Raw genomic sequence first — 23834 nt, 5'->3', positions numbered from 1 at the left:
GGGCACGGGGAGTTCAGGGCATGACAGAAGACTGACGCTAGGTCAGTGGGGGCCTCAGTGGTGCAGGATCTTCGAAAGGAAGTCCTTGGCACGGTCGCTGCGGGGCGCGGTGAAGAACGCCTCCGGGGTGTTCTCCTCGACGATCTTGCCGTCGGCCATGAAGAGCACGCGGTTGGCGGCGGAGCGGGCGAAGCCCATCTCGTGGGTGACCACGACCATGGTCATCCCCTCGGCGGCCAGACTGCGCATGACCTCCAGCACCTCGTTGATCATCTCCGGGTCGAGCGCCGAGGTGGGCTCGTCGAAGAGCATCACCTTCGGGTTCATCGCCAGCGCGCGGGCGATCGCCACCCGCTGCTGCTGGCCACCGGAGAGCTGGGCCGGGTACTTGGCCGCGTGCGCCGCCAGCCCGACCCGCTCCAGCAGTGCGTGCGCGGTCTTCTCGGCCTCGGGGCGCGCGATCTTCCGCACCTTCACCTGGCCGAGCACCACGTTCTCCAGCACGGTCTTGTGCGCGAAGAGGTTGAAGCTCTGGAACACCATGCCGACCTCGGCCCGGAGCTTGGCCAGCTGCTTGCCCTCGGCGGGCAGCGGGCGGCCGTCGATCGAGATCGCGCCCGAGTCGATGGTCTCCAGCCGGTTGATGGTCCGGCACAGGGTCGACTTGCCGGATCCGGACGGGCCGATCAGCACCACGACCTCGCCCTGGCGGATCTCCAGGTCGATGTCCTGGAGCACGTGCAGGGCGCCGAAGTGCTTGTTCACACCGCTCAGCACCACCAGCGGAGCAGCGGTGGAGTCACTGACGGTGGTCTCGGTCATCGCGCCTGGCTCCCTCGTGGGCGAACCCCTGAGGTTTCTCCTCACAGGGGGCGGTGCTGATCCCGGGGGCTGTTCGCCGGCGGAGCTCGCAGCCCCCGGTTGGGCCGACCTTAGGGCGCTGACCATGCCACGTCAGCCGATCTGAGGATTACTTGAGCATCACGATCCGGCCACGCTGTGTCGCCGACCGGTCCGGCCGTGACAGACGGAGCGGACTGGACAATACTCCGCAGGGATCGGACACCGAACGGAGGCCCAGGATGCGACTGCTGCTCGTCGAGGACGACGAACGGGTGGCCGCCGCGCTGGTCGCGGTGCTCGGCCGGCACGGCTTCCAGGTCAGGCACGCCCGCAGCGGGCACGAGGCGCTGGACGCGCTGGTGCCGGACGGCAGCGACCCGTACCGGGTGGTGCTGCTCGACCTCGGCCTGCCCGACCGGGACGGCTTCGAGGTGTGCAGCCGGATCCGCGCGCACAGCGGCGTCCCGGTGATCATGGTGACCGCGCGGGCCGACATCCGATCCCGGATCCACGGCCTCAACCTCGGCGCCGACGACTACGTCACCAAGCCGTACGACATGGGTGAACTGCTCGCCCGCATCCACGCGGTGGCCCGCCGCGGCCTCGCCGCCGAACCGGCCGAGCCGGTCAGCCAGGCCGGGCCGCTGGAGGCCCGCGGCATCCTGATCGACCGCGAACGCCGCCGGGTCAGCGTGCAGGGGCGCGATGTCCCGCTCACCCGCAAGGAGTTCGACCTGCTGGCGCTGCTCGCGCAGAGCCCCGGCGTGGTCTACCGGCGGGAGCAGATCTTCAGCGAGGTCTGGCGCTCCGGCTGGGAGGGCAACGGCCGGACCCTCGAGGTGCACATCGGTTCGCTGCGCACCAAGCTCGCGCTGCCCGGCCTGGTCGAGGCCGTCCGGGGGGTCGGCTACCGCCTGATCCCCGAGCAGCCGGCCGGCTGATCCCCCGTGCGTACCCGCCTGCTCGGCATCCTGCTCTCCCTGATGACCGCCGTCCTGGCCGCTCTCGGGGTGCCGCTGGGGGCCGCGATGGCCGCCGCCGAGCAGAGCAAGGTGGTGGTCGACCGGATGGACGACGCCGCCCGGTTCGCCCAGAGCCTGCCGACCCAGGGCCGCCCCACCGCGGGCACCGCCGTCAAGGGCGACCCCACCCCCGTGGACGGCGACGGCGGCCGGCTGCACGCCCTGGTCGGCGAGGTCCAGCGCTACCACGAGCTGTACGGGATCAAGGTCGGCATCTTCCACCGGGACGGCAGCGCGGTGGCGGTGGCCCCCGCCGACTGGCAGGTCCCGACCACCGGCTCCGGATCGCAGGCCTTCCAGGAGGCGGTGGACGGCCGCCGCAGCCAGAACCCGCCGCAGGCCTGGCCCTGGACACCCGACCGCACGCTCACCGTGGCCGCCCCGGTGGTCCGCGACGGTGACGTGATCGCCGTGGTGATCACCGAGTCGCCCACCGGAGCGCTGCGGCACCGGATCCTCTACCGCTGGCTCGGCATCGGCGCGGGCGAGTCGCTCGCCATGATCGCGGCCATCCTGCTCTCGATGCGGCTGACCGGCTGGGTGCTGCGCCCGGTCCGCACCCTGGACCGGGCCACCCACGACATCGCCACCGGCCGGATGAACGCCCGGGTCGCCCCCAGCAGTGGCCCCCCCGAACTCCGGCGGCTGGCCCGGTCGTTCAACGACATGGCGGACAACGTACTGATCTCCCTGGACCAGCAGCGGGCCTTCGTCGCGGATGCCTCGCACCAGCTGCGCAACCCGCTGGCCGCCCTGCTGCTGCGGGTCGAACTGCTCGGTCTCGAACTCCCGGAAGGCCACGACGCCGAGCTCGGCGCGGTCCGGGAGGAGGGCGTCCGGCTGGCCCGGGTGCTCGACGACCTGCTCGGCCTGGCCACCGCCGAACACGCCCGCCCCGAACCCGAACACGTCGACCTGGCCGACCTCGCGCTGGCCCGGATCGACGCCTGGCAGCAGGTCGCCAACCAGCGCGGCATCCAGCTCGGTTGGGACGGTCCGGCCACCGCGGTCGGGCTGGCCGACCCGATCGGGTTCGGCAGCGCGCTCGACGCGGTGCTCGACAACGCGCTCAAGTTCACCCCGAGCGGCGGGGCCGTCCGGCTCGGCGTCGAGCGCGGCAAACGCGAGGTCACCCTCACCGTCTCCGACGCGGGCCCCGGCCTCACCGAAGAGGAACTCGCCCGGATCGGCGACCGCTTCTGGCGCAGCCCCCGCCACCAGAACGTCGACGGCTCCGGCCTCGGCCTCTCCATCGCCCGTACCCTGCTGCTGGCCGGCGGCGGCTCCCTCGACTTCGCCCCGGTCACCCCGACGGGCCTCTCGGTCCACCTGACGGTCCCTCGGCCCCGGTGACCCTTGGCAGGGTGCTCGGGCATCAGCCACCAGGGGCTCGGGGAACTGCGACGCCGACCTCGGAAAAGGTGATCCGTCCGTAGCTGGTCAGGCACTTTCGCAGTGACCCGAGCGCCAGATCTCCTCGGAAACTTACGGTTTGACGGAGAGGTAGTAGCGCCGGGCGCCCTCGTGCAGGGCCAGCGGGTCCGTGTAGACGGCGGTGCGGAGGTCCACCACCTGGGCGGCGTGGACTTCGGCGCCGATCGCGTCGCGACTGTCGATCACGGCCTGGGTCATCCGCTCCACCAGGGCCGGGTCGACGTCCTCGCGGGTGATCAGCAGGTTGGGGACGGCCAGGGTCGCCACCGCCGTCGCGGAGGGGCGGGCCTTGGGGTAGGCGTCGGCCGGGATGGTGGCGGCGCGGTAGGCGTCGGCGCCGCCGCCCTCGCCGTGGCCGACCGCCTCGGCCAGGTCACCGAGCGGGACGATCCGGATCGCGAACTGGTCCGAGAGGTCGCTCAGCGCACTGGTGGGCAGCCCGCCGGACCAGAAGAAGGCGTCCAGCTGACCGTTCTTCAGCTGGTCGGCGGCGTCACCGACGCCGAGGTTCGCGGCGGCCACGTCCTGGTCCGGATCCAGTCCGGCCGAGGCCAGCAGACGCTTCGTCACCAGCAGGACGCCGGACCGGCTCTGCCCGACCCCGACCCGCAGGCCCTTGAGGTCGGCGGCCCGCTGCACCTTGGAGTCGGCGGGCACCACCAGTTGCAGGTAGTCGTCGTACAGCCGGGCTATCCCGCGTAGCCGGTCCTTGCCGTCGCCCCGGTAGCTGGCCACCGCGTCGGCGGTGGCGATCGCGAACGCGTCCCGTCCTGAGGCGACCCGGTCCAGGTTGTCGATCGAGCCCTGCGAGTTGTCCAGCCGCAGTTCGACCCCGGGCATCGCGGTGTGCAGGTAGCTGCGGAGCAGCTGTCCGTACCGGTCGTACACACCTCGCTGGACTCCGGTGGCGAAGCCGATCTCGCCGCGCGGGTAGTCCGGGCCGTCGGCCGCGGCCAGCCACCAACCGCCCAGCCCGCCGATGACCAGCAGCAACGCGGCGGCCGTCCGGCCGAGCCGGCTGCGGGCCACTGCGTTCGGCAGGGCGACGGGTCTCCAGGTCATGGGGTTGGATACTGCCAGGCCGGGCCCGGGAAAGGGAGAGGGTCACGGAGCCCGATCCGGTTCTCGTACTCTTGGGTCCGTGGGTACGAGCCAGGATTCCAAGAGCTACAAGGTCGTCACGTACGGCTGCCAGATGAACGTGCACGACTCCGAGCGGCTCTCCGGGCTGCTCGAGGACGCCGGGTACGTGAAGGCCGACCAGGAGGGTGATCCCGACCTGGTGGTCTTCAACACCTGTGCGGTGCGTGAGAACGCCGACAACAAGCTGTACGGCAACCTCGGACAGCTCGCCCCGGCGAAGACCCGGAACAAGGACATGCAGATCGCCGTCGGCGGCTGCCTGGCCCAGAAGGACCGCGACACCATCGTGAAGCGGGCCCCCTGGGTCGACGTGGTCTTCGGCACCCACAACATCGGGCACCTGCCGGCGCTGCTGGAGCGGGCCCGGATCGAGCAGCAGGCCCAGGTGGAGATCCTGGAGTCGCTGGAGACCTTCCCGTCCACCCTGCCGACCCGGCGCGAGTCGGCGTACGCGGCCTGGGTGGCGATCTCGGTCGGCTGCAACAACACCTGCACCTTCTGCATCGTCCCGGCGCTGCGCGGCAAGGAGGAGGACCGTCGCCCCGGCGACGTGCTCGCCGAGATCGAGGCGCTGGTCGGCGAGGGCGTCATCGAGGTCACCCTGCTCGGCCAGAACGTCAACGCGTACGGCTCCGACCTGGGCGACCGGGAGGCGTTCTCCAAGCTGCTCCGGGCGGCCGGGCAGATCGAGGGCCTGGAGCGCATTCGCTTCACCTCGCCGCACCCGCGCGACTTCACCGACGACGTGATCGCCGCGATGGCGGAGACCCCGAACGTGATGCCCCAGCTGCACATGCCGATGCAGTCCGGTTCGGACACCGTGCTGCGCGCGATGAAGCGCTCGTACCGGCAGGACCGTTTCCTCGGCATCATCCGCAAGGTCCGTGAGGCGATGCCGGACGCGGCGATCTCCACCGACATCATCGTCGGCTTCCCCGGTGAGACCGAGGAGGACTTCGAGCAGACCATGCACGCGGTCCGGGAGGCCCGCTTCACCAACGCCTTCACCTTCCAGTACTCCAAGCGGCCCGGCACTCCGGCCGCCGAGATGGAGGGGCAGATCCCCAAGGCCGTGGTGCAGGAGCGCTACAACCGGCTGATCGCCCTCCAGGAGGAGATCTCCTGGGAGGAGAACAAGAAGCAGGTCGGCCGGGTGCTGGAGATCCTGGTCGCCGAGGGCGAGGGCAAGAAGGACGACCGGACGGACCGGCTCTCCGGCCGCGCCCCCGACAACCGCCTTGTTCACTTCACCCGCCCCACCGAGCCGGTCCGTCCGGGTGACACGGTGACGGTCGAGATCACCTACGCCGCCCCGCACCACCTGCTCGCCGAGGGGCCCACCCTGGCTGTCCGCCGCACCCGCGCGGGCGACGCCTGGGAGAAGCGGCAGGGCGCCCCGGCGGCGAAGCCGGCCGGCGTGATGCTCGGCCTGCCCACCATCGGGGTTCCGGCTGCGCTTCCCGTGGTCACGGGTTGCGGCGAGTAGCCCTCCGGGCTCAGCCACCAGGGGCTCGGGGAACTGCGACGCCGACCGCTGCAAGGTGATCCGTCCGTAGCTGGTCAGGCACTTTCGCCGTGATGCCCGCCAGCCACGAACCGTCGCTGTTCCCCGAGCCCCTGGGTGCTGCGGCGGGTGCCATAAGGTGATCGTCATGCTCGTAGCCGCTGCCGTCGTCCCCTGTCCGCCGTTGCTGGTGCCCGAGGTCGCCTCGGGTGCGGCGCCCGAACTGGAGCCGCTGCGGGCCGCCTGCCTGGAAGCGGTGCGGGAGTTGTCGGCCTCGGGGGCGGAGCTGATCGTGCTGGTCGGCGGCGGTCCGGAGGCCGGGGTGTGGACCGAGGGCGGAGTGGGTTCGTTCCACCGGTACGGCGTGCCCCGGGTGGTGCGGCTGCCGTCGGGTGGGGTGGACGGTCCGGAGCTCGCGCCGTCGTTGGCCGTCGGAGCCTGGCTGCTGGAGCAGGCGGGGGCGACCACCCCCACCCACGCGTGCGCCGTCCCGGCCGACGCGCCGGCCGAGCGGCTGCTCGGCCTGGGCGGCGGGCTGGCCGAACTGGCCGACCGGGTCGCTCTGCTGGTGCTCGGCGGTGGCAGCGCCTGCCGATCGGTCAAGGCGCCGGGCTATCTGGACGACCGCGCCGAGGGCTACGACGCCGAGGCGGCCCGGGCCCTGGGTGCCGCGGACCTGACCGCGCTGGCCGCGCTCGACCCCGGGGTGTCGGCGGAGCTCCAGGCAGACGGACGGGCGCCCTGGCAGGTCCTCGCGGGAGCTGCTCAGGGCGCCGGGTTGAACGGGAGGCTGCGGTACGACGAAGCCCCGTACGGGGTGGGCTACTTCGTGGCCTCCTGGAGCTGACAGCGGGTCAGCTCTGACCCTCGTCCTTGGGCTTGGCGGCGAAGTGGTCCACCGCGCCCTTGGCCTTGCTCGTGCCGGTCTCGATCTTGTCGCTGTACTTGCCCTTGGTGGCCTTGTCCACGGCGCTGCCGGTCTTCTCGACCATGTGGTCGATCTTCTCGTTGTGTTTGCCCGCGAGTTCGCTGGCCTTGCCCTTGAGCTCCTCGGCCTTGCCCTTGAGGTTGTCCATCAGACCCATGGTCCGTTGCTCTCCTTCAGCAGGGTCCGCCCGGCGGACGGAGAAAATAGGTCATACCGTTCATATCCTTCCCCAGAGTGACGACCTGAGACACGGTGCCACTCCCGATCTTTGCGAGACTTGGCCCGTGAGCAGCTCTCCCGTCATCCAGCCCCGCGTCGTCTCCGTGGTCGGCGCGACCGCCGCGGGCAAGTCCGACCTGGCGGTCGCCATCGCCACCGCGCTCGGCGGCGAGGTGATCAACACCGACTCGATGCAGCTCTACCGGGGCATGGACATCGGCACCGCGAAGCTCACCACCGCCGAGCGCGGCGGCATCCCGCACCACCTGCTGGACATCTGGGACGTCACCGAGGCCGCCAGCGTCGCCGAGTTCCAGCGGCTGGCCAGGGCTTCGATCGACCGGCTGCTCGCCGAGGGCCGGACGCCCGTGCTGGTCGGCGGCTCCGGGCTGTACGTCCGGGCGGCGATCGACGAGATGGAGTTCCCCGGCACGGACCCGGCGGTCCGGGCCCGGCTGGAGGCCGAGTGCGAGCAGCTCGGCAGCGGTGCGCTGCACCGGCGGCTGGCCGAGCTGGACCCGGCCGCCGCCCAGGCGATCCTGCCCAGCAACGGTCGCCGGGTGGTCCGGGCGCTGGAGGTCATCGAGATCACCGGCCGCCCGTTCACCGCCAGCCTGCCGACCAACACCGCCGTGTACGACACGGTGCAGATCGGCGTCCAGGTGGAGCGTCCGGAGCTGGACCGCCGGATCGAGCTGCGGGTGGACCGGATGTGGGAGGCCGGTCTGCTCGCCGAGGTCCGCGAGCTGGAGGCGCGAGGGCTGCGGGACGGGCTGACCGCCTCCCGGGCACTCGGCTACCAGCAGGTGCTGGCCCACTTCGCGGGGGACTGCACCGAGGACGAGGCGAAGGCCGAAACCGTGCGGGCGACCAGGCGGTTCGCCCGCCGCCAGGAGTCCTGGTTCCGCCGGGACGACCGGATCCACTGGCTGGCCCGCCCGGCCGGTGCGGACCCGACTGCGCTGCTGGAACGGTCCCTGGAGCTGATCGACCGTCAGATCTGAGCGGTTTCCGGCCATCCGGCCGGTGCAGCTGCAGGTGCACGACCAACTGAGGGTTACAGGCACATCACGTCCTGGCCACGGATCACCCGACGGCCCGATGGAACCCGCGTCGGCGGTACCGGACATGCCATTATCGAGAACAACCAGGGGTCGGCCGCGCGGGCCGCTCCTACACCCGCGAGTCCGTTGGCTCGTGTCGAACCGTCAGGGGAGGCCGCGTGTCCACGGGTACCGGCCCCGAAACCGAGGAACTGCCGAGCAGTGTCAGCGCCGAACTGGTGCTGTCCGAAGACCGGATTCCCACCTCGTACGCCCTGGCTCTGCCCGCCCTCGCCGACCTGGCCGCACCCGGCGTGGTCCACGAGCGGGAGATCCGGCCGCTGCGCCGGCTGCGCTGGTGGCAGATCCTGCCGATCGTGCTGGTCGGCGCCGCCGGTGCGCTGATGTTCGCCTTCCCGCTCGCCTTCGGCTCCGGGGGCGGCGCCTCCGCGATGATCGGGATGCTCGGCCTGCTGCTCACCGCCGCCTCGGTCGGCTGGGGCGCGATGGCCGCCCGGATGGCCGGGTACAAGTGGCCCGGCGTCCCGCGCCGGGGCAGCGGCCGGCGGGCCGGTCGCAAGGCGATCGCGCTCTACACCCTGGCCGCAGTGGCCGCGGTCGGCCTCGCCGTCTGGCGTGTGGTCCACCTCGCCTCCTGACCGGTCGGTCTCAGTACCATCGGCTCTGTGAGCGCATCCAAGACCTTCGGTCTCCCCTTCCTCAAGGGCCACGGCACCCAGAACGACTTCGTGATCGTCCCGGACGGGGACGGTCTGCTCGACCTCGGTCCGGCCGAGGTCGCCGCCCTGTGCGACCGCCGGGCCGGTATCGGTGGCGACGGCCTGATCCGGGTGGTCCGGTCGGCGGCCGACCCGGCGGCGGTCGGCATGGCCGACCGGGCCGAGTGGTTCATGGACTACCGGAACGCCGACGGCTCGATCGCCGAGATGTGCGGCAACGGCAGCCGGGTCTTCGCCCGCTACCTGGTCGAGGCCGGGCTGGCCAAGCCGGGCCTGATCCCGATCGCCACCCGGGCCGGTGTGCTCACGGTGCGGGTCGCGGAGGACACCGCCGAAGGTCCGGGCCTGATCACGGTCGACATGGGCAAGGTCCGGCTGCCCGGTCCCGACGGGGTCGAGGTGACGGTCGGCGATCAGGTCTGGCCCGCGCTCAACGTCAACATGGGCAACCCGCACGCGGTCGCTTTCGTCGACGAGCTGGCCCAGGCCGGTGACCTGTTCACCGCGCCCGGCGTCACGGTCGGCGTGTACCCCGAGGGGGTCAACGTCGAGTTCGTGGTGGAGCGCGGACCGCAGCACGTCGCGATGCGGGTGCACGAGCGGGGCTCCGGCGAGACCCGCTCCTGCGGTACCGGCGCCTGCGCGGTGGCCGTCGCGGCGGCCCGCCGCCACCACCTCGACCCCTCGGTCACCGGCCGGGCGGTCACCTACACCGTCGACCTGCCCGGCGGCACCCTGCTGATCACCGAGCACCCGGACGGCCGGATCGAGATGGCGGGGCCGGCGGAGATCGTCGCCACGGGGACGCTCCGCCTCTGAACGGGCTTAGCTTTTGGCAGGTGCTCAGCGGTCTACTACCCAGGGGCTCGGGGAACTGCGAGGAGATCTGGCGCCGGGGTCACTGCGAAAGTGCCTGACCACCTACGCGACGATCACGTTGCCAGGGTCGGCGTCGCAGTTCCCCGAGCCCCTGGCCGTCGATGCTCGGGCCGCTGCACGGGTGCGGGTCGCTTCCCCGTCGGGTACGGAGTGAATCCCCCCGTTCGGGTGGTGTTGGTGACGGTGCGGGAGCAGGGGGTCGCGGAACGTGCTCTGCTCGGTAGCATGGACCATCGCTGCCGGAGGTGCAGATGACCGTCGAAGCCGAGGCTGGAAAGCGCTCCCGGGGCAGACTCAACCGAGCCTCCCTGGGCCGGGCAGGCCGTGCCGCCGTACTGGCAACCGGCCGCGCCCCGCTCCCCGATGCGATCGAGCCGATCGTGGAGGCGCACCGGCGCCACCACCCGCAGGCGGACCTGGCGCTGCTCGGCCGGGCGTACCGGACGGCGGAGGCCAGTCACCGGGGGCAGACCCGGAAGAGCGGGGAGCCGTTCATCACCCATCCGCTCGCGGTGACCATGATTCTGGCCCAACTCGGGGCCGGGACAACGACCTTGGTGGCGTCGCTGCTGCACGACACGGTCGAGGACACCGAGGTGACGCTGGCTCAGGTGGCCGAGGAGTTCGGGCCCGAGGTGGCCTATCTGGTGGACGGCGTCACCAAGTTGGAGAAGGTGGACTTCGGTGCAGCGGCCGAGGCGGAGACCTTTCGGAAGATGCTGGTGGCCACCGGCGACGACGTCCGGGTGATGGTGATCAAGCTCGCCGACCGGCTGCACAACATGCGGACCATCCGGCACATGAAGCCCGCCAGCCGGATCAGGATCGCCAAGGTGACCAGGGACGTGCTGATCCCGCTGGCCGAGCGGCTCGGGATCCAGGTGCTGAAAGCCGAGTTGGAGGACATCGTGTTCGCCACTCTGCACCCGGAGGAGTACGCCCGGACCGGTGCGCTGATCGCCGCGTACGACGAGCGGCCCGAGGAGCTGCTGCAGCCGTTCGCCGATGCGCTGACCCGGCAGCTGGCCGAGTCCGGGGTGACGGCCACCGTCACCGTGCGGCCCAGGCACTGTGTGTCCGTGCACCGGGTGCTGCTCAAGCGGACCGCCGCCGCCGGGCCCGACGGTCTGCCGCAGGATCTCCAACCCGCCGACTTCGGGCGGCTGTTGGTGGTGGTGGAGGAGAACGCCGACTGCTACGCGGTGCTCGGCGAGCTGCACACCTGCTGGACGCCGCTGCCCGGGGAGTTCAAGGATTTCGTCGCGGCACCCAAGTTCAACCTGTACCAGTCGCTGCACACGGCGGTCGCGCTGCCGGCCGGCGAGGTGGTCGAAGTCCTGGTCAGGAGCCGGGAGATGCACCGGGTGGCCCAGTTCGGCGTGGTCGCCCTGGGCGATCCGCACCAGGACGGCCCCGAGGACCCGGAGCGGACCGACCCGGCCCGGCCCGGCTGGCTGAGCCGGCTGTTGGAGTGGCAGCAGGAGACCCCGGACCCGGACACCTTCTGGTCCGCGCTCACCTCGGACCTGTCCGGCGACCGGGAGATCACCGCCGTCACCGAGCAGGGCGAGACCCTGCACCTGCCGTCCGGCGCGAGCTGCGTGGACGCCGCGTACCTGCTGGGGGAGGAGACCGGCCACCGCTGTCTGGGGGCCCGGGTGAACGGGCGGCTGGTCGCGCTCTCCACCACGCTCCGGGACGGCGATGTGCTGGCGGTGCTGACCGAGCAGGCCGCCGAGGCGTCGGGACCGGCCGTCGAGTGGCTGGAGTACGTCCGTACCCCGGGGGCCAGGCTGGCGATCGAACGCTGGCTGGCCGACCGTCCGGCCGGGGCGCCGCAGCCGGACGCAGGGGCGGCCAAGCCGGCGCCCGCCGGTGTCCCGTCCGCCGCGCGGCGGCAGGCGCCGGTGACCGTGCCGGGACGCTCGGGCGGGGTGGTCCGGCTGTCCCGGTGCTGTACGCCGGTGCCGCCGGACGAGCTGACCGGCTACCTGATCCGGGGCGGGGCGGTGGCCGTGCACCGGACCCACTGTCCGGTGGGCGAGCAGCTGCGGGAGGCCGGCCGGGAGCCGGTCGGGCCGTGCTGGGTGCCGGGCGCCGCCCCCGCCGACGGCTTCCGGGCGACCCTCCGGGCCGAGGCGTTGAACCGCCCCCGGCTGCTGGCCGATCTGACGGCGGCGATCTCGGCCGAGGGTGTCGGCATCATCGCGGCCGAGGTGGAGCCGCCGCAGCAACTGCGGGTCCGGCACAGCTACACGGTCGAGCTGCCGGCGGCGGCCACCCTGCCGCTGCTGATGCGGGCGATGCTGCGGGTCTCCGGGGTCTACGACGTCTATCGACCCGGTCCGGATCGGGGAAATCGGGATGACCCGGCCGTGGCGGGCGTGCGACCATCGTGGGGAATTCACGGCCGGTCCGTGGCGTTCACCGGACGTAGTGGTTCCGGTGCCGGCCGCGGCCTGCAGGGGTAGCTCGGCTCGCCACCTGGTATCGGGGCGTCAGACGGGGCACACTCCCAGGTGCGCACGGCGCACCGGCCCCTCCCGATCTACCTAAGGATGAGATTGACCTCCACGTTCGAGAGCCGCAGCAATTCCGACAGCCAGGGCAAGCGACTGTCGGACCTCCGGGCGGAAGCCCTGATGGACGAGGACCTCGCGGCGAACGACGAGGGCTTCGACCGATATGACGGGGAGCAGTACGACCGGAGCGAGCGCGCCGCGCTGCGCCGGGTCGCCGGTCTCTCCACCGAACTGCAGGACGTCACCGAGGTCGAGTACCGCCAGCTCCGCCTGGAGCGCGTGGTGCTCGTCGGGGTCTGGACCGACGGCACGGTCGAGGAGGCGGAGAACTCGATGGCCGAGCTCGCCGCCCTGGCCGAGACCGCGGGCTCCGAGGTGCTGGACGGCGTGATCCAGCGCCGCGACAAGCCCGACCCCGCGACCTACATCGGCTCCGGCAAGGCGAGGGAGCTGCGCGACATCGTCGCCTCCACCGGCGCCGACACCGTGGTCTGCGACGGTGAGCTGACCCCGGGTCAGCTGATCCAGCTGGAGGACGTGGTCAAGGTCAAGGTGGTCGACCGGACGGCCCTGATCCTCGACATCTTCGCCCAGCACGCCAAGTCCAGGGAGGGCAAGGCACAGGTCTCGCTCGCGCAGATGCAGTACATGCTGCCGCGCCTGCGTGGCTGGGGTGCCTCGCTGTCCCGGCAGATGGGTGGCGGTGGCTCCGGCTCCTCCGGTGGCGGTATGGCCACCCGTGGTCCCGGTGAGACCAAGATCGAGACCGACCGTCGGCGGATCCGCGAGAAGATGGCGAAGCTCCGCCGGGAGATCGTCGACATGAAGAAGGGCCGCGACACCAAGCGCCAGGAGCGCCGTCGCAACCAGGTCCCCTCGGTCGCCATCGCGGGTTACACCAACGCGGGCAAGTCCTCGATCCTCAACCGCCTGACCGGCGCCGGTGTCCTGGTGGAGAACTCGCTGTTCGCCACCCTGGACCCGACGGTCCGCCGGGCGCAGACCCCGAGCGGCCGGGTCTACACCCTGGCCGACACGGTCGGCTTCGTCCGGCACCTGCCGCACCACCTGGTCGAGGCGTTCCGTTCGACCATGGAGGAGGTCGCCGAGGCGGACCTCATCCTGCACGTGGTGGACGGTTCGCACCCCGAGCCGGAGACCCAGCTGGCCGCCGTCCGGGAGGTGATCGTCTCGGTCGACGCGCAGAACGTGCGGGAGGTCGTGGTGATCAACAAGGCCGACGCCGCCGACCCGCTGGTGCTCCAGCGGCTGCTCCGCCGCGAGCCGCACGCCATCGTGGTGTCGGCCCGTACCGGGCTGGGCATGGAGGAGCTGCTGCAGCTGATCGACAGTGAGCTGCCGCGGCCGGCCATCGAGGTGCAGGCGCTGATCCCGTACACCCGTGGCGACCTGGTCTCCCGGGTGCACGCCGAGGGGGAGCCGATCTCCACCGAGCACACGGGTGAGGGCACGCTGCTGCACGCCAAGGTGGCGGCGGAGCTGGCGGCCGAGCTGGAGAAGTACGCGGTCGTGACTCAAGGCTGACCTCAGCCATGGCGAAGCCAGGGGCTCGGGGAACGGCGACGAGATCTGGCGTGCGGGTCACAGGCGAAAGTGCCTGGCCATGCACGCGGGTGTGACCTCTTTACGAGGTCGGCGTCGCAGTTCCCCGAGCCCCTGGTGCGTAGATGGCTGAGCGCAGTCCCGAAGCCCTGGGGCGTTTCACTGCTTCCGGGAGAAGTAGTTGAGCGCCTGGCGGGCGACGTCCTCCAGGTACGGGCCGTTCAGGGCCGTGTGGGCCAGGTTGCCGATCGAGGTGTTGCTGACCAGGGCCTGGCGGCCGTCCGGCATGGTGGCGAACCAGCCGCCGCCGCTGGAGCCGGCCGTCATGGTGCAGCCGACCGAGAGCATCGGTGGCCGGGTCGCGTCGAAGGACAGCCGGGCGGGGCGGCCGCCGTCGCAGCGGTACAGTTCGCGGCCGTCGAACGGTTTGGCGGAGGGGTAGCCCCAGACCGAGACGGCGAGCTGGTCGCGCGGGGCGTCGAACCAGACCGGGACGGCGGTGCCGACGGTCTCCTCCAGCGAGCGGCCGCTGCCGTCCGGGTTGTGCACCTTGAGTACGGCGAAGTCGTACTGGTTGGCGGCGTTGCCGCTGTGGCCGCCCTCGGCGATCCACTGCGGTGAGCTGATCACGTTGTCCGCCCACCACTGCCCGAGCGGGGCGACCTCGGCCAGTGTGGCCTTCTTCCCGGCGGCCGAGCCGGAGCTGTTGTAGGCGGGCACGAAGATCAGGTTCTTGAACCAGCCGCCGCCGCTGCCCTCGTGCACGCAGTGCCCGGCCGTCCAGACCAGGTTGCTCCGCCCCGGGTGGGCCGGGTCGGCCACCACCGTGGCGGAGCACTGCCCGGTGCCGCCGCCCGGTGCGGTGGAGAACACCTTCCCGGAGGCCGGGTAGCGGGTGTACGGCCGGGGCACCGGGACGGCCTGCACCGGGCCCGGCTCGACCTCAGGCGGAGCGGCGGTCGGGGACGGCGCCGGGAGCGGCTGCTGCTGCGGTGGGGCGTCGACCATCCGCTCCGGACCCCAGAGGTCCTGGACCACCGGGTTCTCGAACAGGTGCTGCCTGGCCCAGCGGTCCCAGTCCTCGTCCCGCCAGGTCTTCAACTCCTGCCAGCGCTGGGCCAGTTCGCCCCGCCACTGGGTGGGTACGGCGGTCGGCAGCCGCCAGTCCTCGGACGGGGTGCCGCCGCACCCGGTCAGCAGCACCAGCCCGAGCAGTACCGCCGCCGTGCTTCTGGATATCGACCGCATGACTCCCAGCCCCCCTGTGTCGAACGCCGATTCTCCCACCGGCGGGCGGCCCGGTCCGCCTGCGGTGCCCGTGTCGATCCGGAGCGGACCACTCCAACGGGTGAGTGATCCGCAGGGATTCACCACAACGAGTGAGCTGATCTTGTGATCACCCGTCAGTGGCCAGTTCCCTTGGGCTGTCTGACCTGTCGGCGCCCTCGGTCTCGCGAGCCACGGCCGTCCCCCCAACTCCCGGCGCCCGCACCCTCGCTCGCCCCAAGGAGCAGCCTTGAGCACCGTCGCCCTCGCTGGAGTCCCGCCCGTCGTCCATCCACGGCCCCAGGACAGGCTGCTCGACGCCGACCCGGCGGTGGCCGCCGAACAGGCCGGGGTGGAGAGCCTGTTGCGGTGCTGGGCCCGGGAGACCGGGGCCCGGCCCGGCCCGGACGGGACGCTTCGGGTGCCGGTGCTCGGCGGTGCGGTCGAGCTGACCGCGGCGGTCCGGTACTGGTCGCCGACCGGCTGGCACCGGTTCGGCGAGGTGACCCTGGCCGGGCTGCCGGTGGACGTGGTGACGGTGGCCACCCTGGTCGCGGGCGCCACCGCCGAACGGCCCGAGGCGGGTCAACTGACCGATCTGGCCGCCCGGGTGGCCGACTCGGTGCTGCGTACCGCCGAGGTGCTGGAGCGCCGCCGGACCGCCGCCGGCCCGGACTGGCCCTTCCTGGCGGGGGAGCAGGCCCTGCTGCTGGGCCACCCGCTGCACCCCACCCCGAAGAGCCGCGACGGCCTCGGTCCGGCGCAGAGCGCCGCGTACTCGCCCGAACTGCACGGGTCCTTCCGGCTGCACTGGTACGCCGTCGACCGGGACCTGCTGGCTTCCGGCTCGGCGGTCGGCGTCCCGGCCGAGCAGCTCACCGCCCGGCTGCTCGGCGACCGGGTCGCGCTGCCGCCCGGCACCGCCGCACTCCCGCTGCACCCCTGGCAGGCCCGCGAGCTGGCCCTGCGCCCCGAGGTGGCCGGGCTGCTGGCGGACGGTGCGCTGCACGACCTGGGCGAGCACGGCGAGGAGTGGCACCCGACCTCCTCGGTGCGGACCGTCTGCCGCCCCGGCACGCCGTGGATGCTCAAGCTCTCGCTCGGCCTGCGGATCACCAACTCCCGCCGGGAGAACCTGCGCAAGGAGCTGCACCGGGGCCTGGAGGTGCACCGGCTGCTGGAGGCCGGGCTGAGCGCCGAGTGGCGGGCCGCCCACCCCGGCTTCGACATCGTCCGCGATCCGGCCTGGATCGGCGTCGACCTGCCCGGCGGGGCCGATCCGAACGGCCTGGACACCGTGCTCCGCCAGCAGCCGTTCGGCCTGCGCGAACGCGCGTTCTGCGTGGCGGGCCTGGTCGCCGAGCAGCCGTTCGGCGAGCGGGTCGACTCGCTGCTCGGCCGGGCCGTCCGGAGGCTCGCCGAGCAGTGCGGGCGCCCGGTGCACACCGTCGCGACCGAGTGGTTCCTGCGCTACCTGGACGCCGTGGTGCTCCCGGTGCTCTGGCTGGACGGCCGGGCCGGGATCGCCCTGGAGGCGCACCAGCAGAACAGCCTGGTACTGCTGGACGAGGCGGGCTGGCCGGTCGGCGGCCGGTACCGGGACAACCAGGGCTACTACTTCCGCAGTTCGTTCGCCGACCGGCTGGACGCCCGGCTGCCGGGCGTCGGTCTGGCCAGCGACACCTTCGTCGCGGACCGGGTGATCGACAGGCACTTCGCCTACTACCTCGGCATCAACCACGTGTTCGGCCTGATCGGCGCCTTCGGCTCCCAGCGGCTGGCCGACGAGAGCGTCCTGCTGGCCGCCCTGCGCGGCTTCCTCGGCAGCCGGCCGGCCGCCGCCACCGGCTCCGGGTTGCCCGCCCTGCTGCTGGACAGCCCCGAACTGCACTGCAAGGCCAACCTGCTGACCCGGCTGAACTGCATGGACGAGCTGGTCGGCCCGGTCGCCACCCAGTCCGTCTACGTGGACATCCCCAACCCGCTGGCGGTCCGGTGAGGACCTCCGCAGGCGAGTTCGAGCTTCGGGAGGTCGACCTCGCCACCGACCTCCCGCTGCTGGCCGGGTGGATGAACGACCCGGCGGTGGCGGCGTACTGGGAGCTGGCCGGGCCGCCGGAGACCACCGAACGGCACGTCGCCCCGCAGCTCGGCCCGGACAGCCACAGCTGCCCGCTGATCGGGCTGCTGGACGGTGTCCCGATGAGCTACTGGGAGCTCTACCGGGCCGAGGCGGACCGGCTGGCCGGGTACTACCCCGCCGGGCAGGGCGACCTCGGGCTGCACCTGCTGCTCGGCCCGCCCGGCCACCGCGGCCGGGGGCTCGGCACCGTCCTGCTGACCGCGCTGGCCGACCGGCTGCTGACCGAGCCCGACTGCGAGCGGCTGGTCGCCGAGCCCGACCTGCGCAACACCCCGTCGCTGCGGGCCTTCCGGCGGGCCGGGTTCGACCCGGTGGCCGAGCTGGAGCTGCCCGAGAAGCGGGCCGCCCTGATGCTGCGTCAACAATGACCCGTCAACGCGAACACTAGGACGACATGGACAACCCGCAGCCCGAGGCGTACGACGTGCCGTCCGAGGAGCAGCCCGAGGCGTACGACCTGCTGGGCGTCGGCCTCGGCCCGTTCAACCTGTCCCTGGCGGCGCTGGCCGACCGGGTCAGCGGGCTCGACTCGCTGTTCTGCGAGGCGAGGCAGGAGTTCCGCTGGCACCCGGGGATGCTGGTGGACGGGGCCAGGATGCAGGTGCCGTTCCTGGCCGACCTGGTCTCGCTGGTCGACCCGACCAACCCGTGGTCCTTCCTCAACTACCTGCGGGACCAGGACCGGCTGTTCCCGTTCTACTTCGCCGAGCGCTTCCAGCTGGCCCGCCGGGAGTACGACCACTACTGCCGCTGGGCGGCCGAACGGCTGGTCAACTGCCGGTTCGGGGCCGCCGTGACCGAGCTGCACTGGCACCCCGGGCACCGGCTGTTCCGCGCGCTGGCCGGCGGCACCGAGGTCTGGGCGCGGAACGTGGTGCTCGGCGTCGGCACGACTCCCGTACTCCCGGAGGCGTTCGCCGCGCTGCGCGGCCACCCGCAGGTCTGGCACTCCGCCGAGTACCTGGACCGCCGGGCGAGCCTGGACCGGGCCAGGGACATCACCGTGGTCGGCTCCGGGCAGTCCGGTGCCGAGATCTTCCTCGACCTGCTGCGCAACCGGGGTGACGACGGCACCCGGTTGCGCTGGCTGACCAGGACCAGGGCGCTGGCCCCGATGGAGTACTCCAAGCTGGGCCTGGAGCACTTCACCCCCGACTACACCCGCCACTTCCACGGCCTGCCCCCCGCCGTCCGGGACCGGCTGGTGCGGGAGCAGTGGCAGCTGCACAAGGCGGCCAGCGCCGAGACGCTGGCCGAGATCCACGACCTGCTGTACGAGCGGACCATCGGCCGGCCGATGGACGCCGACCCGGTGGAGATCCGGCCTGGCACCGCCGTCACCGAGGCGCTGGCCGGGCCGTGCGGTGGCTTCGAACTCGCCTGCCGCCAGGTCGACTCGGGCGTCGAGCAGGTGGTCCGTACCGATGCCGTGGTGCTGGCCACCGGCTACCGGGCGGTCCGCCCGGCCCTGCTCGACCCGGTCGCCGAGCTGGTCGACTGGGACGAGCAGGGCCGGTTCCGGGTCGGCCTGGACCACCGGGTGGCCACCAGGCCCGAGCTGACCGGCGGCCTGTACGTGCAGAACGCCGAACTGCACACGCACGGCGTCGGCACCCCCGATCTCGGGCTCGGCGCCCACCGGGCCGCCGTGATCCTCAACGCGGTGACCGGCCGGACCGTCCACCGCCTGCCCACCCGGACGGCCTGGACCAGCTTCGCCCCGCCCGCCCCCACTGCTCCCGCCTTCCCGCGCCCGCAGGAGGGCACCCGTGCCACCCCAGTCACCCGCTGAACTCCTCCGGAGGGCCACCGTGCCGCAGCCTCCCGCCGAGCTCCACCTGCCACCCCAGCTCACGGCCGCGCACTGGCGGCGGGCCCGCCGGGCGATGCTCGCCAAGATGCTCGGCGAGTTCGCCTACGAGCAGCTGCTCACCCCGGTGCCGGACGGCGCCGGCTACCGGCTCGACCTGCCGGACGCGGTCTACCGGTTCACCGCCCGCCGTGGCGCGTACGGGAGTTGGCAGGTCGACCCGGACTCGGTGGACTGCCAGGACGACCCCGACGGGGACCCGCTGCGGCTGCTCCAGCTGGCCCGGGGGGTGCTCGGGCTGCCCGGCGACACCCTGGGCCACCTGATCCGCGAGCTGACCGCCACGCTGCTCGCCGACGCCCGGCAGCTGAGCACCGAACTGACCGCCGCCGAGCTGGCCGACCTGGACCACGTCGCCCTGGAGGGACGGCAGACCGGGCACCCGTGGATCGTCCCGAACAAGGGCCGGCTCGGCCTGTCGGCCCGCGACCTGGCCGCCTGGGCCCCCGAGGCCCGTAGCCCGCAGCGGCTGCCGTGGCTGGCGGTGCACCGGAGGCTGGCCGAGTTCCGGGGTCAACCGGATCTGTACGAACAGGAGTTGAGCCCGGAGTTCCGGGCCGGGGTGGGGGCGGACTACCTGCTGCTGCCGGTGCACCCCTGGCAGTGGGACGAGGTGATCCTGCCGCTGTTCGCCCCCTGGATCGCCTCCGGCGAGATCATCCCGCTGCCCAGCGACGGCGACCTGCGGCTGCCGCAGCAGTCCGTCCGCAGCTTCTTCAACCTCAGCAGGCCCGAGCGCTGCACCGTCAAACTGCCGCTCTCGGTGCTCAACACCCTGGTCTGGCGCGGCCTGCCGACCGAACGCACGCTGGCCGCCCCCGCCGTCACCGCCTGGATCCACGCCCTGCGGGACGGCGACCCGTTCCTGCGCGACGAGTGCCGGGTGATCCTGCTCGGCGAGATCGCCTCGGTCACCGTCGACCACCCGCTCTACCGGGACCTGCCCGAAGTCCCGTACCAGTACAAGGAATTGCTCGGCGCGATCTGGCGCGAACCACTCGGCCGGTACCTTGCTCCGCACGAGCGGGCCCGTACCCTGGCCGCGCTGCTCCAGGTCGGCTCGGACGGCCGTGCGCTGGTCGCCGAGCTGGTCGGCCGCTCCGGTCTGCCGGCCCGGGACTGGCTGCGCCGGCTGTTCGCGGTGATGCTGCCGCCGCTGCTGCACTTCCTCTACCGGTACGGCACGGTCTTCTCCCCGCACGGCGAGAACGCCATCGTGGTCTTCGACCAGCACGACGCGCCCGCCCGGCTCGCGGTCAAGGACTTCGTCGACGACGTCAACATCAGCGACCGCGACCTGCCCGAACTCGACGGCCTCCCGGCCGAGGTGAGTGAGGTGCTGCTGCGCGAGCCGTCCGAGTACCTCTGCCAGTTCCTGCACTCCGGTCTGTTCGTCGGGGTCTTCCGCTACCTGGCCCCGCTCTTCGACGCCCAGCTCGGGGTCTCCGAGGCCGAGTTCTGGGAGCTGCTGCGCGAGCGGATCACCGCCTACCAGCGGCGCTTCCCCGAGCTCGGCGAACGCTTCAAGCTCTTCGACCTCTTCACCCCCCGGATCGACCGGCTCTGCCTGAACCGCAACCGGCTGCTGCTCGACGGCTACCGGGACCGCCCGCACCGCCCGCACGCCGCCGTGCACGGCGAGGTGGACAACCCGCTGCACTACGGCGGGTCGGTCGGGCTGCCCCCACAGCAGAGCCGGATTGTCACCCCCACGTCGTAGGCTGGGCGGGCCATGACGAACGACTCCGCACCCCAGGCCCTGCCCGGCACCGCCGAGGCCCCGGCACCTGTCTCCCGCGCCGCGCTCCCCGAGCTGCTGCACGCCGCCGTGACGGCCGTCGGGGGCGTCGAGCGCCCCGGCCAGGTCGCGATGGCCGAAGCCGTCGCCGACGCGGTCGGCAGCGGCGAGCACCTGCTGGTGCAGGCCGGCACCGGCACCGGAAAGTCCCTCGCCTACCTGGTCCCCGCGCTCGCGCACGGGGACCGGGTGGTGGTGGCCACCGCCACCCTCGCGCTGCAACGCCAGCTGGTGGAGCGGGACTTGCCCCGGACGGTGGACGCGCTGCACCCGGTGCTGCGCCGTCGCCCGCAGTTCGCGATGCTCAAGGGCCGGTCCAACTACCTCTGCCTGCACCGCGCCCACGAGGGCACCCCGAGCGACGAGGGCGAGGGCCTGTTCGACCCGGTGGACGCGCTCGGCGGCCCGACCGGCAAGCTCGGCCAGGACGTGATCCGGCTCCGCGAGTGGGCCGACGAGACCGAGACCGGCGACCGGGACGACCTCTCGCCCGGCGTCTCCGACAAGGCCTGGGCCCAGCTCTCGGTCACCTCCCGGGAGTGCCTGGGCGCAGCCAAGTGCACCTACGGGCAGGAGTGCTTCGCCGAGGCGGCCCGCGAGCGGGCCAAGCTGGCCGACGTGGTGGTGACCAACCACGCGATGCTGGCGATCGACGCCATCGAGGGCACCCCGGTGCTGCCCGACCACGGCCTGCTGATCGTCGACGAGGCCCACGAGCTGGTGAACCGGGTGACCGGCGCCGCCACCGCCGAGCTCACCGTCGGCGCAGTCAACCGGGCGGTCAAACGAGCAGCCCGGCTGGCGAACGAGAAGTCGGTGGACGCCCTCCAGGCCGCCGCGGAGAACTACCACGGCCTGATGGAGACCGCCCAGCCCGGCCGGGTCGAGGGCGAGCTGCCCGAGTACCTGGCCTACGCGGTCACCGCGATCCGGGACGCCGCCCGACTGGTGATCACCTCGCTCGGCGAGACCAGGGACAAGGCGCTCACCGACGAGGACGCGGCCCGCAAGCAGGCGATGGCCTCGGTCGAGTCGCTGCACGAGACCGCCGACCGGCTGCTCACCGAGTCCGCGTACGACGTGATCTGGATCGAGCGCAGCGACCGCTTCGGCCCCGGCACCGCCTCGCTCCGGGTCGCCCCGCTGAACGTCTCAGGACTGCTCAGGGAGAAGCTCTACAACGAGCGCTCGGTGGTGCTCACCTCCGCCACCCTCAAGCTCGGCGGCGACTTCAACGGCGTGGCCGCCTCGGTCGGCCTGCCGGGGGAGGGTCGGCTGCCGGACGAGCGCTCGCCCGAGGAGCCGAAGCTGGTCCAGGACGAGGACACCCCGCCGTACTGGCGCGGCATCGACGTCGGCTCACCGTTCGCCTACCCCAAGCAGGGCATCCTCTACGTCGCCAGGCACCTGCCCGACCCGGGCCGTGACCCGGAGCGCCCGGAGATGCTGGACGAGCTCACCGAGCTGATCGGCGCGGCCGGCGGCCGTACCCTCGGCCTGTTCTCCTCGATGCGCGGGGCGAAGGCGGCCGCCGAGGCGCTGCGCGAGCGGCTGGACCACAAGATCCTCCTGCAGGGCGAGGACACCCTGGGCGAGTTGATCCGGGAGTTCGCCTCGGACGCCACGACCTGTCTGTTCGGCACGCTGTCGCTCTGGCAGGGCGTGGACGTCCCCGGCTCGGCCTGCCAGCTGGTGGTGATGGACCGGATCCCGTTCCCGCGCCCGGACGACCCGCTGATGAGTGCCCGTCAGAAGGACGTCGAGGAGCGCGGCGGCAACGGCTTCATGGCGGTCGCGGCCACCCATGCCGCACTGCTGATGGCCCAGGGCGCCGGCCGGCTGGTCCGCGCGGCCGAGGACCGGGGCGTGGTCGCGGTGCTCGACCCCCGGGTGGCGACCAAGCGGTACGGCAGCTTCTTCAAGTCCTCGATGCCGGACTTCTGGTACACCGACGACCGCAACCAGGTGCGCCGTTCGCTGGCCGCGATCGACGCTGTGGCGGCACCGGTCCGCCCGGTGCCCAAGCGCGGCTGACGCGCCGCCGGACATGGGAAAGGGCCACCTCTCGGGGTGGCCCTTTCCCATGTGGTCCTACGGTGCGTCAGAGGCGGCGGAGCACCGCGACGACCTTGCCCAGGATGGTCGCGTTGTCGCCCGGGATCGGGTCGTAGGCCGGGTTGTGGGGCATCAGCCAGATCTTGCCGTCCTCGCGCTTGAGACGCTTGACGGTGGCCTCGCCCTCGATCATCGCGGCCACGATGTCGCCGTTCTCGGCCACCGGCTGGCGGCGGACGGTGACCCAGTCGCCGTCGCAGATGGCGGCCTCGATCATCGAGTCACCCCGCACGGTGAGCGCGAACAGCTCGCCCTCGCCGACCAGCTGACGGGGCAGCGGGAAGACGTCCTCGACCGTCTGCTCGGCCAGGATCGGACCACCGGCGGCGATCCGGCCGACCAGCGGCACGTACGAGGTGGAAGGCCGGCCGGCCGCCTCGGCGGTGTTCGGACGGGCCACCTCGACGCCGCGCACCTCGTAGGCGCGCGGGCGGTGCGGGTCACGCCGGAGGAAGCCCTTGCGCTCCAGCGCCATCAGCTGGTGCGCGACCGAGGAGGTCGAGCTGAGGCCGACGGCCTGGCCGATCTCCCGCATCGACGGCGGGTAACCCCGGCGCTGCACCGAGTCCCTGATGACCTCGATGACCCGGCGCTGGCGCTCCGTCAGTCCGGCCTCGTCGGTGCGGATGCCCGGCGGCCGCCCCGCCATGGAGCGGGTCGGGGTCGGCTGGCCGAGGACGTCGTCCTGGGCGGCCGAGTGCTCGATGGGCTGGCTCCGGCTCATGGTGGGGTCCACGCTCTCCTGCTCAGCGGTGCGCGCGGGGCGCTCCTGCACCGGGATGGAGGTCTTGGCTTCGACGGT

At 72.4% G+C, this 23834-nt stretch carries 19 protein-coding genes; 14 read left to right on the top strand and 5 right to left on the bottom strand.

Going from position 1 to position 23834, the window contains the following annotated elements; genetic code table 11:
- Positions 1–54: 54 nt before the first annotated feature.
- Positions 55–822 carry an amino acid ABC transporter ATP-binding protein gene (locus ASC99_RS06920; RefSeq protein ID WP_057229435.1) on the bottom strand — a complete coding sequence of 256 codons (768 nt, stop codon included), beginning with the start codon at positions 820–822 and terminating at the stop codon, positions 55–57.
- Positions 823–1082: 260 nt separating this feature from the next.
- On the opposite strand from ASC99_RS06920, the gene ASC99_RS06915 reads away from it, so the two are divergent.
- Together ASC99_RS06915 and ASC99_RS06910 are read left to right on the top strand one after the other, a co-directional pair.
- A complete protein-coding gene (locus ASC99_RS06915; protein WP_057229433.1) occupies positions 1083–1784 on the top strand; it encodes a response regulator transcription factor in 702 nt (233 codons plus the stop codon).
- 6 nt (positions 1785–1790) lie between these two features.
- Entirely contained in the window at positions 1791–3218 is a 1428-nt protein-coding gene (locus ASC99_RS06910) for a HAMP domain-containing sensor histidine kinase (RefSeq protein ID WP_057229431.1), read from the top strand.
- 132 nt (positions 3219–3350) lie between these two features.
- On the opposite strand, the gene ASC99_RS06905 is transcribed toward ASC99_RS06910, so the two are convergent.
- Positions 3351–4361, bottom strand: coding sequence for a TAXI family TRAP transporter solute-binding subunit (locus tag ASC99_RS06905; protein WP_082598131.1), 1011 nt, complete (start codon positions 4359–4361; stop codon positions 3351–3353).
- Positions 4362–4440: 79 nt separating this feature from the next.
- On the opposite strand from ASC99_RS06905, the gene miaB reads away from it, so the two are divergent.
- Positions 4441–5928, top strand: a complete 1488-nt coding sequence (gene miaB, locus ASC99_RS06900) for a tRNA (N6-isopentenyl adenosine(37)-C2)-methylthiotransferase MiaB (RefSeq protein WP_057229429.1) — start codon at positions 4441–4443, stop codon at positions 5926–5928.
- 166 nt (positions 5929–6094) lie between these two features.
- Entirely contained in the window at positions 6095–6793 is a 699-nt protein-coding gene (locus tag ASC99_RS06895) for a class III extradiol dioxygenase subunit B-like domain-containing protein (protein ID WP_057229427.1), read from the top strand.
- Positions 6794–6800: 7 nt separating this feature from the next.
- Here the strand turns inward: ASC99_RS06895 and ASC99_RS06890 are convergent, their stop codons facing one another.
- Positions 6801–7031: an antitoxin gene (locus tag ASC99_RS06890; protein ID WP_057229425.1), complete on the bottom strand. Its 231-nt coding sequence runs from the start codon at positions 7029–7031 to the stop codon at positions 6801–6803.
- Between the two features lie 127 nt (positions 7032–7158).
- On the opposite strand from ASC99_RS06890, the gene miaA reads away from it, so the two are divergent.
- From miaA to hflX, 5 genes are all read left to right on the top strand, one after another.
- Positions 7159–8097, top strand: coding sequence for a tRNA (adenosine(37)-N6)-dimethylallyltransferase MiaA (miaA, locus tag ASC99_RS06885; protein ID WP_057229423.1), 939 nt, complete (start codon positions 7159–7161; stop codon positions 8095–8097).
- Positions 8098–8315: 218 nt separating this feature from the next.
- Complete coding sequence (locus tag ASC99_RS06880) at positions 8316–8795, top strand: hypothetical protein (protein WP_057229421.1); 480 nt, start codon at positions 8316–8318, stop codon at positions 8793–8795.
- A 27-nt stretch (positions 8796–8822) separates the two neighbouring features.
- Positions 8823–9695 (top strand): diaminopimelate epimerase, encoded by an 873-nt coding sequence (dapF, locus tag ASC99_RS06875; protein ID WP_057229419.1) that lies wholly within the window; start codon positions 8823–8825, stop codon positions 9693–9695.
- Between the two features lie 311 nt (positions 9696–10006).
- Positions 10007–12226: a bifunctional (p)ppGpp synthetase/guanosine-3',5'-bis(diphosphate) 3'-pyrophosphohydrolase gene (locus ASC99_RS06870; RefSeq protein ID WP_057229417.1), complete on the top strand. Its 2220-nt coding sequence runs from the start codon at positions 10007–10009 to the stop codon at positions 12224–12226.
- 93 nt (positions 12227–12319) lie between these two features.
- On the top strand, positions 12320–13822 hold the full coding sequence (gene hflX / locus ASC99_RS06865; RefSeq protein WP_369824239.1) for a GTPase HflX: 1503 nt from the start codon (positions 12320–12322) through the stop codon (positions 13820–13822).
- A 177-nt stretch (positions 13823–13999) separates the two neighbouring features.
- Here the strand turns inward: hflX and ASC99_RS06860 are convergent, their stop codons facing one another.
- Positions 14000–15088 (bottom strand): serine protease, encoded by a 1089-nt coding sequence (locus tag ASC99_RS06860; RefSeq protein WP_057229414.1) that lies wholly within the window; start codon positions 15086–15088, stop codon positions 14000–14002.
- 268 nt (positions 15089–15356) lie between these two features.
- Here ASC99_RS06860 and ASC99_RS06855 point away from each other — a divergent pair, with 268 nt between their 5' ends.
- Genes ASC99_RS06855 through ASC99_RS06835 form a run of 5 tightly spaced genes read left to right on the top strand, consistent with a single transcriptional unit; the run spans position 15357 to position 22951 of the window.
- On the top strand, positions 15357–17105 hold the full coding sequence (locus tag ASC99_RS06855) for an IucA/IucC family siderophore biosynthesis protein (RefSeq protein ID WP_057229412.1): 1749 nt from the start codon (positions 15357–15359) through the stop codon (positions 17103–17105).
- Positions 17102–17617, top strand: a complete 516-nt coding sequence (locus ASC99_RS06850) for a GNAT family N-acetyltransferase (RefSeq protein WP_057229410.1) — start codon at positions 17102–17104, stop codon at positions 17615–17617. The genes ASC99_RS06855 and ASC99_RS06850 overlap by 4 nt, the downstream gene beginning before the upstream one ends.
- 26 nt (positions 17618–17643) lie before the next feature.
- Positions 17644–19041, top strand: a complete 1398-nt coding sequence (locus tag ASC99_RS06845; RefSeq protein WP_057229408.1) for a lysine N(6)-hydroxylase/L-ornithine N(5)-oxygenase family protein — start codon at positions 17644–17646, stop codon at positions 19039–19041.
- 19 nt (positions 19042–19060) lie between these two features.
- On the top strand, positions 19061–20839 hold the full coding sequence (locus tag ASC99_RS06840) for an IucA/IucC family siderophore biosynthesis protein (protein WP_057229406.1): 1779 nt from the start codon (positions 19061–19063) through the stop codon (positions 20837–20839).
- A 12-nt stretch (positions 20840–20851) separates the two neighbouring features.
- Positions 20852–22951 carry an ATP-dependent DNA helicase gene (locus ASC99_RS06835; protein ID WP_057229404.1) on the top strand — a complete coding sequence of 700 codons (2100 nt, stop codon included), beginning with the start codon at positions 20852–20854 and terminating at the stop codon, positions 22949–22951.
- Positions 22952–23018: 67 nt separating this feature from the next.
- Here the strand turns inward: ASC99_RS06835 and lexA are convergent, their stop codons facing one another.
- Positions 23019–23756 (bottom strand): transcriptional repressor LexA, encoded by a 738-nt coding sequence (lexA, locus tag ASC99_RS06830; RefSeq protein WP_082598138.1) that lies wholly within the window; start codon positions 23754–23756, stop codon positions 23019–23021.
- Positions 23757–23834: the final 78 nt, after the last annotated feature.

It is taken from the genome of Kitasatospora sp. Root107, assembly GCF_001424875.1.
Classification (GTDB): domain Bacteria; phylum Actinomycetota; class Actinomycetes; order Streptomycetales; family Streptomycetaceae; genus Kitasatospora.
This window is presented reverse-complemented; position numbering and strand designations above follow the sequence as displayed.